The organism is Isoptericola sp. NPDC060185, assembly GCF_042728595.1.
Taxonomy (GTDB): Bacteria; Actinomycetota; Actinomycetes; order Actinomycetales; family Cellulomonadaceae; genus Isoptericola.
Window position 1 is genome coordinate 1 of sequence record NZ_JBHWYY010000088.1, and the last position, 17,263, is coordinate 17,263.

General features: G+C 72.9%; 13 protein-coding genes. 7 read left to right on the top strand and 6 right to left on the bottom strand.

Going from position 1 to position 17,263, the window contains the following annotated elements:
* Nucleotides 1–265: 265 nt before the first annotated feature.
* A complete protein-coding gene (locus ACFWDO_RS18945) occupies nt 266–1,030 on the top strand; it encodes a GNAT family N-acetyltransferase (RefSeq protein WP_380326067.1) in 765 nt (254 codons plus the stop codon).
* Nucleotides 1,031–1,074: 44 nt separating this feature from the next.
* Here ACFWDO_RS18945 and ACFWDO_RS18950 read toward each other — a convergent pair whose 3' ends face one another.
* Entirely contained in the window at nt 1,075–1,509 is a 435-nt protein-coding gene (locus tag ACFWDO_RS18950; RefSeq protein WP_380326064.1) for a hotdog fold thioesterase, read from the bottom strand.
* On the opposite strand from ACFWDO_RS18950, the gene polA reads away from it, so the two are divergent.
* On the top strand, nt 1,508–4,261 hold the full coding sequence (gene polA / locus ACFWDO_RS18955) for a DNA polymerase I (RefSeq protein ID WP_380326061.1): 2,754 nt from the start codon (nt 1,508–1,510) through the stop codon (nt 4,259–4,261). The two genes, ACFWDO_RS18950 and polA, sit on opposite strands and share 2 nt — an antisense overlap.
* Nucleotides 4,262–4,288: 27 nt before the next feature.
* Here the strand turns inward: polA and ACFWDO_RS18960 are convergent, their stop codons facing one another.
* Nucleotides 4,289–5,110 carry a class I SAM-dependent methyltransferase gene (locus ACFWDO_RS18960; RefSeq protein WP_380326058.1) on the bottom strand — a complete coding sequence of 274 codons (822 nt, stop codon included), beginning with the start codon at nt 5,108–5,110 and terminating at the stop codon, nt 4,289–4,291.
* A 233-nt stretch (nt 5,111–5,343) separates the two neighbouring features.
* Here ACFWDO_RS18960 and rpsA point away from each other — a divergent pair, with 233 nt between their 5' ends.
* Nucleotides 5,344–6,834 carry a 30S ribosomal protein S1 gene (gene rpsA / locus ACFWDO_RS18965; protein ID WP_380326055.1) on the top strand — a complete coding sequence of 497 codons (1,491 nt, stop codon included), beginning with the start codon at nt 5,344–5,346 and terminating at the stop codon, nt 6,832–6,834.
* 191 nt (nt 6,835–7,025) lie between these two features.
* Here the strand turns inward: rpsA and ACFWDO_RS18970 are convergent, their stop codons facing one another.
* Nucleotides 7,026–8,909, bottom strand: coding sequence for an ABC transporter ATP-binding protein (locus tag ACFWDO_RS18970; protein WP_380324843.1), 1,884 nt, complete (start codon nt 8,907–8,909; stop codon nt 7,026–7,028).
* Between the two features lie 79 nt (nt 8,910–8,988).
* Between ACFWDO_RS18970 and coaE the strand changes: the two genes are divergently transcribed.
* A complete protein-coding gene (gene coaE, locus ACFWDO_RS18975; RefSeq protein WP_380324846.1) occupies nt 8,989–9,621 on the top strand; it encodes a dephospho-CoA kinase in 633 nt (210 codons plus the stop codon).
* On the opposite strand, the gene ACFWDO_RS18980 is transcribed toward coaE, so the two are convergent.
* The 3 genes from ACFWDO_RS18980 to ACFWDO_RS18990 all read right to left on the bottom strand — a co-directional run bounded on the left by ACFWDO_RS18980 (nt 9,509) and on the right by ACFWDO_RS18990 (nt 12,543).
* Complete coding sequence (locus tag ACFWDO_RS18980) at nt 9,509–10,780, bottom strand: DUF5979 domain-containing protein (protein WP_380324849.1); 1,272 nt, start codon at nt 10,778–10,780, stop codon at nt 9,509–9,511. The two genes, coaE and ACFWDO_RS18980, sit on opposite strands and share 113 nt — an antisense overlap.
* Nucleotides 10,777–10,953, bottom strand: a complete 177-nt coding sequence (locus ACFWDO_RS18985; RefSeq protein ID WP_380324852.1) for a hypothetical protein — start codon at nt 10,951–10,953, stop codon at nt 10,777–10,779. The genes ACFWDO_RS18980 and ACFWDO_RS18985 overlap by 4 nt, the downstream gene beginning before the upstream one ends.
* Before the next feature lie 141 nt (nt 10,954–11,094).
* Entirely contained in the window at nt 11,095–12,543 is a 1,449-nt protein-coding gene (locus ACFWDO_RS18990; protein WP_380324855.1) for a choice-of-anchor A family protein, read from the bottom strand.
* A gap of 223 nt (nt 12,544–12,766) precedes the next feature.
* On the opposite strand from ACFWDO_RS18990, the gene uvrB reads away from it, so the two are divergent.
* The 3 genes from uvrB to ACFWDO_RS19005 all read left to right on the top strand — a co-directional run bounded on the left by uvrB (nt 12,767) and on the right by ACFWDO_RS19005 (nt 17,195).
* A complete protein-coding gene (uvrB, locus tag ACFWDO_RS18995) occupies nt 12,767–14,881 on the top strand; it encodes an excinuclease ABC subunit UvrB (protein ID WP_380324858.1) in 2,115 nt (704 codons plus the stop codon).
* Between the two features lie 269 nt (nt 14,882–15,150).
* Nucleotides 15,151–16,164: a TerC family protein gene (locus ACFWDO_RS19000; protein ID WP_380324861.1), complete on the top strand. Its 1,014-nt coding sequence runs from the start codon at nt 15,151–15,153 to the stop codon at nt 16,162–16,164.
* The gene (locus ACFWDO_RS19005) at nt 16,161–17,195 is read left to right on the top strand and encodes a TerC family protein (protein ID WP_380347108.1); all 1,035 of its coding nucleotides are present in this window, start codon (nt 16,161–16,163) and stop codon (nt 17,193–17,195) included. The genes ACFWDO_RS19000 and ACFWDO_RS19005 overlap by 4 nt, the downstream gene beginning before the upstream one ends.
* Nucleotides 17,196–17,263: the final 68 nt, after the last annotated feature.

The window sequence follows — 17,263 nt, forward strand, 5'->3', positions numbered from 1 at the left end:
GCTCCCCCCGCGCGGGGGCGTCGGCTACGGCGCGGGGGCCGGGGGGGGGGCCGGGCCCCGGCCGGTGGCCGGCCCCGGGGCCACGGCCATTGTGCGACGACCTCGTGGCCGCTATCGTCACCTGGGTGTCGTAACCGATCTGTGATATTCATGCTTCAACGACCGTGAGTCCGGGCGCCGCCCGGACCGGATCCCGAGCAGTCGGGTGGGAGTGCTCCCACCGCGCCAGGAGCCGGGGACGCGGTCATTCGTCGAGGAGGTGCCGATGCGTGCAGCGGTCGAGGTCCGGCCGGCCGAGCAGGACGACATGGTCGCCGTCGCGCACCTCGCCGAGCGCGCGGTCGAGGAGTCGCCGTCCGCGGTCCAGGGCTCTCCCGCCGACGCGTCGCGGCTCCTGGAGCACCTGAGCGTCCTGCTGGGCGCGGGCGGGCAGGTCCTCGTCGCGACCCACGAGGACCAGGTCGTCGGGTTCGCCGTGCTGCGCGTCATCGACCCCCTGCTCTTCGCGACGACGACGAGCCTCTACGTCGACGCGGTCTTCGTCTCCCCGGCGGCACGCCGCCGGGGCGTCGGTCATGCGCTGGTCGCGGCGGCCGCGGCCGTCGCGGGGGAGCGCGGCGCGGAGAACGTCTACTGCGCCCCCGCGCCCGGCGCCCGAGGGATGCACCGCTTCCTCGCCCGCCTGGGGTTCGCCCCCACCTCGGGGCACCGCGTGGTCGCCACGGCGACCCTGCTGCGCCGCCTGGCCCAGGAGAACCCCCGGGCGTCGCGCGCCGCCGTGCGCGTCGGGCGCCGCGAGGCGACCCGGGCCGCGATCGAGGACCTCGTGGCGCGCCGCCGCCGAGCCCGTGCCGCGGGCCTGCCGACCGGCCCGGTGGACCTGCGGGCCTTCCAGGAGGAGCGGGACGCCGCCCTGCGCGAGGCGGCCGAGCGGGCCGCCGACGGCACGGAGGTCGGCGCCGACGAGGTGCTCGGCGAGCTCGGCGTCGTCCCCCGGCGCGGCGTGACGAGCGAGTCCGTCCCCTCCTGAGGCATCGGGCGGGCGCCGGCAGGCGTGCGCCGCGCTGACGCGGCCTAGCGGCCGTCGAGGATCATGCAGGTCAGCCGCGCGGTGCACACGCGCCGGCCGTCGTCGTCGGTGACGACGATCTCGTAGGCCGCCGTCGACCGGCCCAGGTGCAGCGCGCGGGCCTCCCCGTGCACGGTCCCCGACCGCACCCCGCGGTGGTGCGTCGCGTTGAGCTCCAGGCCGACCGCCGCGCGCCCCGTCCCGGCGTGCTGCTGCGCCGCGACCGAGGCGAGCGTCTCGGCGAGGGACGCCGTCGCGCCGCCGTGCAGGAGCCCCGCGGGCTGCGTGTTCCCGGCCACCGGCATCGTGCCCGTGGTGAGGTCGGCGGCGACGCCCGTGAGCTCGATGCCGAGGCGCTCGATGAGCGTGCCGCGGCTGGCGGCCGCCCACTGGTCCAGGGTGCTGGGGAGCTCGGGCGTGCCGGTGGAGGTGTCAGCCATGGGCGATAGGTTGGCACCCGTGACGACCTCCGCGCGAACCGGGACCCGCCCACGCCTCCTCCTGATCGACGGCCACTCCATGGCCTACCGCGCGTTCTTCGCGCTGCCGGACACGCTGGTGACCTCCAGCGGCCAGGTGACGAACGCCGTCTACGGGTTCACGTCGATGCTGACCAACTTGCTGCGCGACGAGCAGCCGACGCACGCGGCCGTGGCGTTCGACGCCGGCCGCGTGACGTTCCGCACGGAGCGGTTCCCGGAGTACAAGGGCAACCGTGACGCGACGCCCGAGGTCTTCCGCGGCCAGGTGCCGCTCATCAAGGAGGTCCTCGAGGCGCTGCGCATCCCGGCGCTGCAGCGCGAGGGCATCGAGGCCGACGACATCCTGGCGACGCTCGCCCGCGAGGGGGCCGAGGCGGGCCTGGACGTGCTGGTCTGCTCGGGGGACCGCGACTCGCTGCAGCTCGTGACCGAGCGCGTGACCGTGCTGTACCCGAAGCGCGGGGTCTCGGACCTGGCCCGCATGACGCCGGAGGCGGTCGAGGAGAAGTACGGCGTGCCGCCGCACCAGTACCCCGACCTCGCCGCACTGGTCGGCGAGTCGAGCGACAACCTGCCCGGCGTGGCCGGCGTCGGCCCCAAGACGGCCGCGAAGTGGGTCACGACATACGGCGGGCTGGACGCGCTGCTCGAGCACGTGGACGAGCTCAAGGGCAAGGCCGCCGGGAACCTGCGCGAGGCGATCGACCAGGTGCGTCTCAACCGCGAGCTCAACGCGCTCCTGGACCACCTGGAGCTGCCGCTGGCGATCGACGACCTGACCCTGGCCGGGTTCGACCGCGAGGCCGTGCACCGCGTCTCCGACACCCTCCAGTTCGGCACGCTGCGCGACCGGCTGCTCGCCGCCGACCCGTCTGCGGAGCAGGCCGAGGAGGTCGCGGTCGCCGGGATGCAGGTCGAGCTCGCGGCCCTGGCGGCGGGCGGGCTGGGCGACTGGCTCGCGGCCCGCGCCGGGCGCGCGCTGGGCCTCGAGGTCACGGGCACGCCGACGCCGGGCGCAGGCGACGCCTGGGAGGTGGCGATCGCCGAGGGGCCCTCGGGCGACGGCCAGGGAGCCGCCGTCGCGGTCGACCTCGCGGACGTGCCGCCCGAGGACGAGCGCGCCCTCGCGGCCTGGCTCGCGGACCCTGAGGCGCCGAAGGTCGTGCACGGCGCCAAGGCGGCGTGGCACGAGCTCGCCGGTCGCGGGCTCGACCTGCGAGGCGTCACCTTCGACACGGAGCTCGCGGCGTACCTCTGCTACCCGGACCAGCGCGGCTACGACCTCGCGGACCTCACGGTGCGCCTCCTCGGTCGGGAGCTGTCGGCGGGCGGGGCGGCCGACGCCGGTGGCCAGGGCGCGCTGGACCTGGCTCTGGACGGCGGGGACGACGCCGACGACCCGCGGGCCCGGCAGGCGGCCGTGCGCGCCGCCGCCGTCGTGGAGCTGGCCGAGGCCCTCACGGGGCAGCTCGCCGACCGGGGTGCGGCCGACCTGCTCACCGACCTGGAGCTGCCGCTGACGGCAGTGCTGGGGCGGATGGAGTCCACCGGCATCGCCGCCGACGTCGAGTACCTCACCGAGCTCGAGCGGCAGTTCGCCGCGATGGTGGCCGACGCGGCGGCGGACGCCTACGACGTCATCGGACGGCAGGTGAACCTCGGCAGCCCCAAGCAGCTGCAGGAGGTGCTCTTCGACCAGCTCGGGATGCCCAAGACCAAGAAGATCAAGACGGGTTACACCACCGACGCCGCGTCGCTGCAGGACCTGTACGTCAAGACCGAGCACCCGTTCCTCGAGCACCTCCTGGCGCACCGCGACGCCACGCGCCTGCGCTCGACGGTCGAAGGGCTGCTCAAGTCCGTCGCCCCGGACGGCCGGATCCACACGACGTTCCAGCAGACCATCGCCGCCACGGGGCGCCTGAGCTCCACCGACCCGAACCTGCAGAACATCCCGATCCGCACCGAGGAGGGCCGCCGCATCCGCCGCGCCTTCCGGGTCGGCGAGGGCTACGACACCCTGCTCACCGCGGACTACAGCCAGATCGAGATGCGGATCATGGCGCACCTGTCGGGCGACGAGGGGCTCATCGAGGCGTTCCGGTCGGGGGAGGACCTGCACCGGTACGTGGGCTCGCGTGTCTTCGAGGTGGCCCCCGAGGACGTCACGCCCGAGATGCGCTCCAAGATCAAGGCGATGAGCTACGGCCTCGCCTACGGGCTGAGCGCGTTCGGCCTCTCGCAGCAGCTCACCATCCCCACCAGCGAGGCGCAGTCGCTGATGGACGACTACTTCACGCGGTTCGGCGGGGTGCGCGACTACCTCACCGGCGTCGTGGAGGAGGCGCGGGCCACCGGGTACACGGCGACGATCCTGGGCCGCCGGCGCTACCTGCCGGACCTCACGAGCGACAACCGGCAGCGCCGCCAGATGGCGGAGCGGATGGCGCTCAACGCGCCGATCCAGGGCAGCGCCGCGGACATCATCAAGGTGGCGATGCTCGGCGTGCAGCGCGAGCTGGACGAGCGCGGACTGGCCTCGCGGCTGCTGCTGCAGGTGCACGACGAGCTCGTGGTGGAGGTCGCGCCGGGGGAGCGGGAGGCGGCCGAGGACGTGCTGCGCGGCCAGATGGGCTCCGCGGTGTCTCTCGACGTGCCGCTGGACGTCTCGGTCGGCGTCGGTCCCACCTGGCACGACGCCGGGCACTGAGGGTCCGGGTCCGCCGGGCGCGGCGCGTCAGTCCTTCGTGGTGACGAACACCGCCGTGCCCGGCAGGACGGCGCCGCGCTCGGGGCTCCAGCCGCCCCAGGTCGCGGTGTTCCACGCCGGCCACTCGGGCTCGACGACGTCGCGCAGCCGCAGCCCGGCCGCGGCGACGTCGCGCACGTGGTCGCCGACGGTGCGGTGGTACTCCGCGTACCGGACCTCGCCGCGGTCGTCGGCCTCCACGTAGGGGCGCCGGTCGAAGTACGAGCGGTCGGCGGTGAGCCCGCGGACCGACGGGTCGTCGGGGAACGCCCAGCGCACGGGGTGGGTCACGGAGAACACCCACCGGCCGCCGGGGCGAAGCACGCGCGCCGCCTCGGCGTGGACCCGCGCGGCGTCGGCCACGAACGGGATCGCCCCGTAGGACGTGAAGACCACGTCCGCGCTGCCGGAAGCGAACGGCAGGCGCCGGGCGTCGGCCTGGACGAGGGGGACGACCACGCCCGTCGTCGCGTTGAGGCGTGCGGCGCCGGCGAGCATCCGCGCGGACACGTCCGTGGCGACGACGTGGGCGCCGCGGGCGGCGAGCCAGCGGGCGCAGTGCGCGGCGCCGGCACCGACCTCCACGACGCGGGCGCCGGTGACGTCACCGAGGAGCCCGGCCTCCGCCTCGGTGAGGCCCTCGGGCCCCCAGCGGAAGCCGGCGTCGCCCAGGAACGCGCCGTGCTCGGCGAGGTACTCGGTGGCGTTCTCGTCCCACCACCCCCGGGCGGCCGCGTTGCCGGCGTCGTCCGGGACGTCCTGGTAACCCGCGTGCGAGATCGGGCGCGGCGCGGGAGGATGGTGGCTCACCCGGTCATCGTGGCACGGGCTCCGGACGGGCGGTCGGCGGCGACGCCGGGTGGCTCCCAGGGCGTGTTGACCCCACGCTGCGCCGTCGATAAGATGTTCGGCGGTGCAGTGCGCCCGAGGACGTCCTGGCGTGCGGAACGCAGACGTGCGGATCGTTCGCCACGTCGACTCCCGGTGCACGTACCACAGACCCTGTCCGCACTACGTCCTGTCCGCATCGGAGCATCTACTCAATGACCATCTCCACCACGAAGTCCGCCCCCCAGGTTGCCGTCAACGACATCGGCACCGAAGAGGACTTCCTTGCCGCCGTCGACGCCACCATCAAGTACTTCAACGATGGTGACATCGTGGAAGGCACGATCGTCAAGGTCGACCGCGACGAGGTCCTCCTCGACATCGGTTACAAGACGGAGGGCGTGATCCCGTCCCGGGAGCTCTCCATCAAGCACGACGTGGACCCGGGCGAGGTTGTCGCCGTGGGCGACGCCGTCGAGGCTCTCGTCCTCCAGAAGGAGGACAAGGAGGGTCGCCTGATCCTGTCCAAGAAGCGCGCCCAGTACGAGCGCGCCTGGGGCACGATCGAGAAGATCAAGGAGGAGGACGGCGTCGTCACCGGCACCGTCATCGAGGTCGTCAAGGGTGGCCTCATCCTCGACATCGGTCTCCGTGGCTTCCTCCCCGCCTCCCTCGTGGAGATGCGTCGCGTCCGCGACCTCGCGCCGTACGTCGGCAAGGAGATCGAGGCCAAGATCATCGAGCTCGACAAGAACCGCAACAACGTGGTCCTGTCGCGCCGTGCCTGGCTCGAGCAGACGCAGTCCGAGGTCCGCTCCACCTTCCTGCAGACCCTGCAGAAGGGCCAGGTGCGCCCCGGTGTCGTCTCCTCGATCGTCAACTTCGGTGCGTTCGTGGACCTCGGCGGCGTCGACGGTCTGGTGCACGTCTCGGAGCTGTCCTGGAAGCACATCGACCACCCGTCCGAGGTCGTCGAGGTGGGCCAGGAGGTCACCGTCGAGGTTCTCGACGTCGACTTCGACCGCGAGCGTGTCTCCCTGTCGCTGAAGGCGACGCAGGAGGACCCGTGGCAGACCTTCGCCCGCACGCACGCCATCGGCCAGGTCGTGCCCGGCAAGGTCACCAAGCTGGTGCCGTTCGGTGCGTTCGTCCGCGTGGAGGACGGCATCGAGGGTCTCGTGCACATCTCGGAGCTGGCCGTGCGCCACGTCGAGCTGCCCGAGCAGGTCGTCAGCGTCGGCGCCGAGGTGTTCGTCAAGGTCATCGACATCGACCTCGAGCGTCGCCGCATCTCGCTCTCGCTCAAGCAGGCCAACGAGGGCATGGACCCGGAGTCCGAGGACTTCGACCCCGCGCTCTACGGCATGGCTGCCGAGTACGACGAGAACGGCGAGTACAAGTACCCCGAGGGCTTCGACCCGGAGACCAACGAGTGGCTCGAGGGCTTCGAGACGCAGCGCGAGGCCTGGGAGGCGGAGTACGCCAAGGCGCACGCCCGCTGGGAGTCGCACCGCGAGCAGGTCCGTGCGGCCATCGCGGCGGACGCCGACGCGGCCGTGAACGACGCGGTCCCCGGCAGCAGCTCGTCGAGCAGCAGCTCCTCGTCGTCCTCCTACTCGTCGGCGGCGCCGGCGCAGGAGGCCGCGGGCACGCTCGCCTCGGACGAGGCGCTCGCCGCGCTCCGCGAGAAGCTCACGGGTAACTGATCCGACCGGGTCGGCCACGACCCACCGGACGCCCACGGCGGCCCGTCACCCCTCGGGGTGGCGGGCCGCCGTCGTGCGCGCGGGGAGTGCCGGCGCGGTGCGCGCCCCTTGCGTCGAGGGTGGGTCGGCGTCGCGGACCCGGTGCGCCACCGGAAGCGGCCGGCGGCCGCTCGGCCCCGACGCGCGAGCGGCTACTCGGCCGCCGGGGCCTCGGCGTCGGCGAACTGGGTGGCGTAGAGCTCGGCGTACAGCCCGCCGGCGGCCAGGAGCTCGGGGTGTGTCCCGACCTCGACGACCTGGCCGTCGGCCAGCACGACGATGGCGTCCGCGGCGCGGACGGTCGAGAGCCGGTGGGCGATGACCAGGGAGGTGCGGCCGGCCAGCGCCTGGTCGAGCGCCGCCTGCACGGCCGCCTCGGACTCGGAGTCGAGGTGCGCGGTGGCCTCGTCGAGCACGACGACGTCCGGCGCCTTGAGCAGGAGCCGGGCGATGGCGAGCCGCTGGCGTTCCCCGCCGGAGAGCCGGTAGCCGCGGTCGCCGACGACGGTGTCCACCCCCTCCGGCAGCCGCGCGACGAGGTCCCAGATCCGGGCCTGGCGCAGGGCCCGCTCCAGGTCCTCGTCGGAGGCGTCGGGGCGGGCGAAGCGCAGGTTGGCCGCGACCGTGTCGTGGAAGAGGTGCGCCTCCTGCGAGACCACGCCGACGGTGCCGCGTAGCGACGCCGCCGTGACGTCGCGCAGGTCCTCCCCGGCGATCCGCACGGCCCCGGAGGTCGGGTCGTACATGCGCGACACGAGCTGGGAGACGGTGGTCTTGCCCGCGCCGGACGGTCCGACGAGTGCGACCATGGCGCCCGCCGGCACGGTGAAGGAGACGTCGTGCAGGGTGTCGTCGGTGGGGTCCGAGCGCAGCGTCGCGACGGACTCGAGGGAGGCCAGCGAGACCTCCTCGGCGGTCGGGTAGCGGAACGTGACCCGGTCCAGCTCGACGGAGGCGCCCTGGCTCGCCACCGCCGCGCGGAGGTCGGCGGCGGCCGGCCTCTCGGTGATCGCCGGCTCGAGGTCGAGCACCTCGAGCACGCGCTCGAAGCTCACCAGCGCCGTCATGACGTCCACCTGCACGTTCGACATGGCCGACAGCGGACCGTACAGGCGACCGAGGTAGGCGGTGAGGGCCACGACGGTGCCCACCGTGAGCTCGCCCGCGATGGCCTGCAGCCCCCCGAGCCCGTAGACCAGGGCGATCGCGACGGAGGCCAGGGTCGTCAGGCCCACCCGGAACCAGGTGCCGAGCAGCGCGGTGCGCACCCCGAGGTCGCGCAGCCGGCGCACCTGGGTCTCGTAGCGCGCGCTCTCGAGGTCGGGGTCGCCGAACACCTTGACGAGGTGCGCGCCGGCGACGTTGAAGCGCTCGTTCATCATCTGGCCGGCGTCCGCGTTGAGGTCGTAGCCGGTGCGGGCCAGCGCGGCGAGCCTGCGGCCGAACCAGCGCGCGGGGAGCACGAACGCGGGCAGGAGGACCAGGGACACGAGCGTGAGGCGCCAGGACATGGCGAACATGGCCGCGAGCGTGAACACGATCGTCAGGCCGTTGGAGACCACGGTCTGCAGCGTCGACGTGAACGCCTGCTGCGCGCCGAGGACGTCGCCGTTGAGGCGTTGCACGAGGGCGCCGGTGCGCGCCCGGGCGAAGAACGCGAGCGACATCCGCTGCACGTGGTCGAAGACGGCGGTGCGCAGGTCGAGGATGAGACCCTCGCCCACGCGGGACGACAACCAGCGTTCGGCCACGGCGAGCGCGGCGGAGGCGAGCGCGATCGCGACGGCCGCCGCGGCCATCGAGAGGACCAGCGCCCGGTCGCCGTGGGCGATGCCGTCGTCGATGAGCCGCCGGAACAGCAGCGGAGTCACGGCGCCGGCCCCCGCGCTGAGCACCAGGAGGGCGACGAAGCCGGCGAGCTGGGCCCGGTACGGCCGGGCGAAGGCGAGGATCCGCCGGAGCGTCGAGCCCGTCAGGCGTCGGTCCTTGACCGACGAGTCCTTCAGGTACGAGCGCATCATGCCGCCGCCCGCCATGCCACCTCCCCCTCGCGCCGCGGCCCGGTGCCGTGGGCGCTCATGGCGGGAAGCCTACGCCGGGGGCAGGATGGTCCCCATGCTTCGCATCGGCCTCACGGGCGGCATCGCCGCAGGCAAGTCCGTCGTCGCGCGCCGCCTCGCCGAGCTGGGCGCCGTGGTGATCGACCACGACGTCCTCGCGCGCGAGGTGGTGGCCCCGGGCACGGTCGGGCTCGAGGAGGTGGCGGCGGCCTTCGGCGACGGGGTGCTCGCCGACGACGGCTCGCTGGACCGCCCGGCGCTCGGGCGTCTCGTGTTCGACGACGCGGCGGCTCGGGAACGCCTCGAGGGCATCCTGCACCCCGAGATCCGCCGGATCGCCGCCGAGCGGGAGGCGCTGGCCGGCGCGGCCGACGACCGCGCCGTCGTCGTGCACGACATCCCGCTCCTGGTCGAGACGGGTCAGGCCGACCGCTTCCACCTGCTCGTCGTGGTGCACGCCCCGGCCGAGCAGCGGGTCCGACGGCTCGTCGACGGCCGCGGGCTCGACGAGCCCGCGGCGCGCGCCCGGGTCGCGGCCCAGGCGACGGACGCCGAACGGGTCGCGGTCGCCGACGTCACCCTGGACGGCTCGGGCGCCGAGGACGGGCTGCGCGACCAGGTCGACGCCCTGTGGCAGCGCCTGTGCGCCGAGGTGGACGAGGAGTCCGACGCTGCGGCCGAGGCCTGACGGCGCGACGACGACGGCGACGACGATGGCGCCCGGTGCGGGGAAGGCCGCCGCGTCGGCCGCGACCTGGGCCGGGTCGTCGCTGGCCGATCGTGATCGCGTCCGGGTGATGTCGGAGCTCCACGTGCCCGCCGGGTCGTCGACCAGGCCTTTCGGTCACGGTGCACCCCGTCCCGACGGGCAGGTCGCCGATCGGGTCCGAGGTCTCGCCGGCGGCGAGGGTGACGCTCCCCGTCGTCACCTCGTCCGGCGTGGTGCAGACCCGGTCGACGGTGAACTCGTCCGCCGTGCCGCCGTCGTCCCCGGTCACCTCCTTGGTGATCGTGACCGCGCCCGCCGTGCTGCTCGTGACGTCGTTCGTGACCGTCACGACGCGTGCGGACGGGTCGCCCACGGCGACGGAGCACACGGTCCCCACGGGGAAGCCGTCGAGCGCCAGCTCCTCGCCGTCGGCCAGCGGCCAGTCGCCGGAAGAGCTGCCGTCGGAGGGGAAGAACGACGGTCGGAGGACGTCACCTGGTCGCCCTCGACCAGGTCCGCCGGGCCGTTGACGACGGTCCCGTCGGCCGCGACCTCCACCGTGCCCGACCGGCCCACGCTCGCCGACCCCTCCGGTCCGGTGACCTCCCAGGCGACCGTGAAGGTGGTGGCGTCCGGCACCTCGTCGGCACCGCCGCCCGTGACGTCCTTCGCCAGCCAGAACGTGCCCGGCATCGCTCGCGCGCAGCCGAGGGCGCCGTCGAACGGGTACGCGTGGAACTCCTTGCCCGAAACCGCCGAAGGTGTTCGTGTGCACCAGGTCGCTCGGCGTGCACGTGCAGCCGTTGACGCCTGCGTAGCTCTGGTCGAGGGGCGACGGTGCGCTGCCGACCAGGATCGACCCGGGCAGCTGGGCCCCGCCGCTGATCGTCAGGTCGTCCGAGAACGGGTAGCTCCGCAGGATCGACCGGACGTGCTCCAGTCCCGCCGTGCCCGAGCCGAGGGGCGCCGGCAGGTCGAAGACGACCAGGTCGCCGCCGCCGTCGCTGGTGAGGGTGACGTCGGGGCCTGCCTGGGCCACCGTGCCGTGCTCGAGCGCGAGCGTGCCGCCCGCGTCGGTCACCGACATCGCGCTGGTGGTGCTCAGCTCGGCGTAGCACTGCTGGGCGTAGCGGGTCATCTTCCCGCCCGCCCGATGAGATCGGTGTAGTGGTCTGTCTCGAGCACGCTCGCGTCGTCGAGCAGCACGTTCTGGAACTGGGCCGGTGGGTCCCGGTTGGCCGTGTCCGACTCTCCGAGCTGGCCGAAGGGGCCGCCGGTGGCATCGTCGAAGGGGTCGCGGAGGTTGCGCACGCCGCCGACCCGGATCGTGCCCGTGCGGTACGGGACGATCGGGCTGCCGACGATGACGTTGCCCGGGCGCGCGCGGGCGGGTCCGGGCAGCCCCCCCGGACCGGCCCGGCACGCGGGCCTGCTCGATCCCGCGCGGGCCGGTCAGGCGCCCGCGTCGACCGCGGGCTTCCGGCGGCGGAGCACCACGAGCAGCGCCCCGGCGCCGAGGAGGGCGGCGCCGAGCGCGGCGGTCATGACCACGGCCGCCCCGGTGCGCGGCAGCTCGTCGTCGGCCTCCGGTCGCGCCGCCTCCGGGCTCGGGGTGCTGGCGCCCGCCACGACGTCGGCCGCGACATCGACGTCCGGGGAGCTCGCGTCGGGACCGTCCACGGCCGCGCCGGACGGCGTGCCGGCCGACGGCGCGGGCTCAGGGCGGGTGGCCTCCGTCGACGGGGTCTCCTCCGGAGCCGGCTCTGTCGGCGCGGGCGTCTCCGTGCCGTCCGCCTCGCCCCCCTCGGTGGTCGTCTCGTCCGGAGGGGTCACCGTGCCCTCGCCCGGGACCGTGTCGCACTCGCCGGACCACGGGTAGTTGTGGTGCTCGAGGCCGCTCCCGCCGGTACCGAGGTCCAGGTCCCCGCCCACCCACAGACGCCCGTTGGTGTGCGCGCCCTGCCGGACGTCGGCGCGCGGCGCGAGGATCGAGCCGACGAGCTGGCTGCCCCCGGCGAGCTCGAGCGTCGACGCCCGGCCGAAGTTCCACACGATCCGCGGCGCCCAGGCGCCGAGCGCCGCGCCGTCGTCGATCCGGTCGCCGACGGTCCCGGCGGCGGTGTGGACCGTGTCGAGGCGTCCGGCGTCGCCGCTCACGTTGACGACCACGCGGGCGTCGCCCACGTGGGTGAGAACCAGGGTGTCGAGCGTCGCGGCCTCGGCGGTCGTGAGCGAGAAGACCTGCGGGTCGGAGACGTCGTCCCCGACGAGCGTCGGGTAGGCCCCGGAGGTGTCGAGCCGACCCGTCGGCTCGAGGCCGGAGAACGCGGCCGAGGCCGTGTCGAGGTCTGCGCCCGCGCGCGCCGCGATCGTCGCGGCGTCGGCGGACCGCGTGCGGCTCGCCCCGCCGTTGAGCTCGATCTCGCCGGTGGCGACGCCGCCGGTGCGCACGTCGCCGCCGCCGGGCACGCCGTGGTTGACGTCCAGCCGCGAGCCGGGAGACACGGTGACGTCGCCCGCCGAGACGAGGACGTCGCCCGGCGTGGGCACCACGCCCGAGCCCACGCCGACGCGGCCGAGGTTCAGCAGGCCGGCGTCGACGGTGGTGCTGCCCGCCACGACGAGCCGGCCCTCGCTCTCGGCCGCGGCCTGGTGGGCCACGTAGTCCCCGCCGACGTAGACCGCGACGCCGGAGTCGGTCGAGGTGAGGTCGTTCTGCAGCCCGGGGAGCAGCCCGAGCGAGCAGACGGGGTTGCCCGAGCCCGTCGTGGCGGCCGTCGACGGGAGCGCCGCCGCACCGCCCGCGACCGCGCCGGCGGCGGCGACGGCCGCCCCCAGGCCCAGCGCGAGCGGGCGGAGCAGGAGGCGGGAACGGGCAGGGCGAGGGGCGGTGGCGCGCATGGGTCTCCTGGGTGAGGGCGGCCCGTCGCACGGTCTTCGGGCGGGGGCCGGACGGTCGGTCCCGCGCCCGGGCTGAAAGGGGGGTGGCCCGGGCGCGGGCTCGCCGTCACCCTAGGGTTTGCGTGGGCACCTGACAAAACAGATGTCGGATATTTCACCCGCTCGGGCGTCCGTGGGACCCTGCGGCAGGTGGGCTGTCGGAGGGTCGCCGTACCGTGGTGGCATGCGACCCGTGACCGACCTGCAGCGTGCGGTGGCCCCCTTCGAGGTGGTGTCCGAGTACCAGCCGTCCGGTGACCAGCCGACGGCGATCGCGGACCTCACCTCGCGTGTGCAGGCGGGGGAGAAGGACGTCGTGCTGCTCGGCGCCACCGGTACCGGCAAGAGCGCCACCACCGCGTGGCTCATCGAGAAGCTGCAGCGGCCCACCCTCGTCATGGCGCCGAACAAGACCCTCGCGGCGCAGCTCGCCACGGAGTTCCGCGAGCTGCTGCCGAACAACGCCGTCGAGTACTTCGTCTCGTACTACGACTACTACCAGCCCGAGGCGTACATCGCGCAGACGGACACCTACATCGAGAAGGACTCGTCGATCAACGACGAGGTCGAGCGCCTGCGCCACTCCGCGACGTCGTCGCTGCTGACCCGGCGCGACGTCGTGGTGGTCGCGTCGGTGTCCTGCATCTACGGCCTCGGCACGCCGCAGGAGTACGTCGACCGGATGGTGCGGCTCGACGTCGGCGACCTCGTCGACCGCGACGACATGCTGCGGCGCTTCGTCCAGATGCAGTACACGCGCAACGACACGGCGTTCACGCGCGGCACCTTCCGGGTCCGGGGCGACACGGTCGAGATCATCCCGGTGTACGAGGAGCTCGCCGTGCGCATCGAGATGTTCGGCGACGAGATCGAGTCGATCCAGACGCTCCACCCGCTCACCGGCGAGGTGATCCGGGAGGAGCGGAGCGTCTACCTGTTCCCGGCCACGCACTACGTGGCCGGCCCCGAGCGCATGGAGCGCGCGATCGGCGGGATCGAGACGGAGCTCGCCGACCGCCTCGCCGAGCTCGAGCGGCAGAACAAGCTCCTGGAGGCGCAGCGCCTGCGCATGCGCACCACCTACGACATCGAGATGATGCGCCAGATCGGCACGTGCAGCGGCATCGAGAACTACTCGCGGCACATCGACGGTCGCGAGCAGGGGTCGCCGCCGAACACGCTGCTCGACTACTTCCCCGAGGACTTCCTGCTCGTCATCGACGAGTCGCACCAGACGGTGCCGCAGATCGGAGCCATGTTCGAGGGCGACATGTCGCGCAAGCGGTCGCTCGTCGAGCACGGGTTCCGCCTGCCGAGCGCGATGGACAACCGGCCGCTGCGCTGGGAGGAGTTCGTCGAGCGGATCGGCCAGACGGTCTACCTGTCCGCGACGCCCGGCGACTACGAGCTGTCGATGTCGGACGGCGTCGTCGAGCAGGTCATCCGGCCCACCGGGCTCGTCGACCCCGAGGTCATCGTCAAGCCGACCACCGGCCAGATCGACGACCTGCTGCACGAGATCCGCGAGCGAGTGGAGAAGGACGAGCGCGTCCTCGTCACCACCCTGACCAAGAAGATGGCCGAGGACCTCACCGACTACTTCCTCGAGAAGGACGTGCGGGTGCGCTACCTGCACTCGGAGGTGGACACGCTGCGGCGCGTCGAGCTGCTCCGCGAGCTGCGGCTGGGGGAGTACGACGTGCTGGTCGGCATCAACCTGCTGCGCGAGGGCCTCGACCTGCCGGAGGTGTCCCTCGTCGCGATCCTCGACGCGGACAAGGAGGGCTTCCTGCGCTCGGAGCGGTCGCTCATCCAGACGATCGGCCGCGCGGCCCGCAACGTCACCGGCCAGGTGCACATGTATGCCGACAAGATCACGCCCGCCATGCGGTACGCGCTCGACGAGACCGACCGGCGGCGCGCCAAGCAGGTCGCGTACAACACCGAGCGCGGCATCGACCCGCAGCCGCTGCGCAAGAAGATCGCCGACGTCACCGACATGCTCGCCCGCGAGGACATCGACACCCAGGAGCTGCTGTCCGGCGGCTACCGGAAGGCGCCCGCGTCGGGGCAGGGCCGGGGCCGCGCGCCGGTGCCGGGCTCGCCGAAGGAGGGCGCGACGACGGGCAACCGCCTCGCCGGCGCGGCCGCGGGCGAGCTCGCGGAGCTGATCCAGGAGCTGAGCGACCAGATGCATGCCGCGGCGGCGGAGCTGCAGTTCGAGGTCGCGGCGCGGCTGCGCGACGAGATCGGCGGCCTGAAGAAGGAGCTCCGCCAGATGCAGGCGGCTACCGCCTGAGGCGGCGACCGCACCTCTGGCAGGACGGTGCGCCGCCGGGCCCCGGACCTGTGCCGGGGCGCCGTTTCGCGTCCTGACGTGCGCGGATCCGGTGCCCGGGGTGTCATGTAGGGTATGCGGGTTGGAGGGGAGTACCCCGCCCACGATGAGGTCGTCATCACGTCCGGCACCGACGCCGGTCCGGCCTCGTCGGCCCGGACGCACGGCGCGCAGCCTGCCCGGGTGGGGAAGACCTCCGGTGCTCAGTGCTACGTACCGGAGGTTGGTCAATGAACGTGCCCTTGTGGGTCTGGATCGTCACCGTCGTCGTCATCCTGGCGATGCTCGCCGTCGACTACGTCGGCCACGTGCGCACCCCGCACGCCCCGACCCTCCGCGAGTCCGCCACGTGGTCCCTCGCCTACGTCGCGGTCGCCCTGGTGTTCGGAGTGGTCGTCTGGATCGTGTGGGGCGGGCAGTACGGCGGGGAGTACTTCGCCGGGTACATCACCGAGAAGTCGCTCAGCGTCGACAACCTGTTCGTGTTCGTCCTCATCATGACGAGCTTCCGGGTACCGCGGGAGTACCAGCAGCGTGTGCTCCTCATCGGCATCACCATCGCGCTGGTGCTGCGCACGGTCTTCATCGTCGCGGGCGCGGCGATCATCGCGAACTTCGCGTGGGTCTTCTACGTCTTCGGCGCGTTCCTCATCTGGACGGCGATCGCCCAGGCCCGCTCGGGCACGGGGCACGACGAGGAGTGGAACGAGAACGGCGTCCTGCGCCTGACGCGGCGCCTGTTCCCGACGACGGAGACGTACGTCGGCGACAAGATGATCGCGAAGATCGACGGCAAGCGGTTCATCACGCCGATGCTCATCGTCATGGTCGCCATCGGCAGCGCGGACCTGCTGTTCGCCGTGGACTCCATCCCCGCGATCTTCGGGCTCACGCAGGAGACGTACCTCGTCTTCGCGGCCAACGCGTTCTCGCTGCTCGGGCTGCGCCAGCTCTACTTCCTCGTCGACGGACTGCTCGACAGGCTCGTCTACCTCAACTACGGCCTGGCCGCGATCCTCGGCTTCATCGGCGTCAAGCTGGTGATCCACGCCCTGCACACCAACGAGGTGCCGTTCGTCAACGGCGGGCAGCACGTGGAGGCGATCCCCGAGATCCCGACCTCGCTGTCCCTCGGCTTCATCGTGGTGGTGCTCGCCGTCACGACGATCGCCTCCCTGGCCCGGGACCGCCGTGACCGTCGGGTCGCGGCGGGCGCGCCCTCGTCCTCCGAAGGAGATGCATGATCCACGAGCTGCCGTTCTGGTTCGAGGCGGCGTCGCTCGCAGCACTGATCCTGCTGCTGGCCGCCGACCTCGCGATCGTGGGCCGCCGGCCCCACGTCCCGTCGATGAAGGAGAGCGGCCTGTGGGTCGCCTTCTACGTGGGACTGGCCCTGGTGTTCGGGCTGGTCGTGCTCGCGGTCGGGGGCGCCGCGCCGGCGGGCGAGTTCTACGCAGGCTGGCTCACCGAGTACTCGCTGAGCGTCGACAACCTGTTCGTCTTCGTCATCATCATGTCGCGCTTCGCGGTGCCCAAGCAGCACCAGCAGATGGTCCTGATGGTCGGCATCATCATCGCCCTCGTGCTGCGCGGGGCGTTCATCCTCGCGGGCGCGGCCATCCTCGAGCAGTTCGTGTGGGTGTTCTACCTGTTCGGCGCGTTCCTCATCTACACCGCGATCAAGCTGGTCGCGGGCGACGACGAGGACGAGTACAAGGAGAACGTCGCGATCCGCGCGCTGCGGCGGGTGCTGCCGCTGAGCGAGAAGTACGACGGCGCGAAGGTGCGCACCGTCGTCGACGGCAAGAAGCTCTTCACCCCGATGCTCGTGGTCTTCGTGGCGATCGGCTCGACGGACCTGCTGTTCGCGCTCGACTCGATCCCCGCGATCTTCGGCCTGACGAAGGACCCGTTCATCGTCTTCACCGCGAACATCTTCGCGCTCATGGGCCTGCGGCAGCTGTACTTCCTGCTGGGTGGCCTGCTGGAGCGGCTGGTGTACCTGCCGATCGCGCTCGCGGTGATCCTCGGCTTCATCGGCGTCAAGCTCATCCTCGAGGCGCTGCACACCAACACGCTGCCGTTCCTCAACGGCGGCGAGCCCGTCGCGTGGGCGCCGGAGATCCCGATCTGGCTGTCGCTCGTGATCATTCTCGGGTCGCTCGCGATCGCGACGGTCGCGAGCCTGGCCAAGACCCGCCGCACCGCCGTGGTGGCGGCCGAGGGCGTCGAGGGCGTCGAGGACGCGGCCTCGGAGGAGTCGCCCGGTCGCTGACGGCGACAGCCGCGACGGAGGCCCCGGACGACGCGTCGTCCGGGGCCGGGGTCTTATAAAAAAAAAAA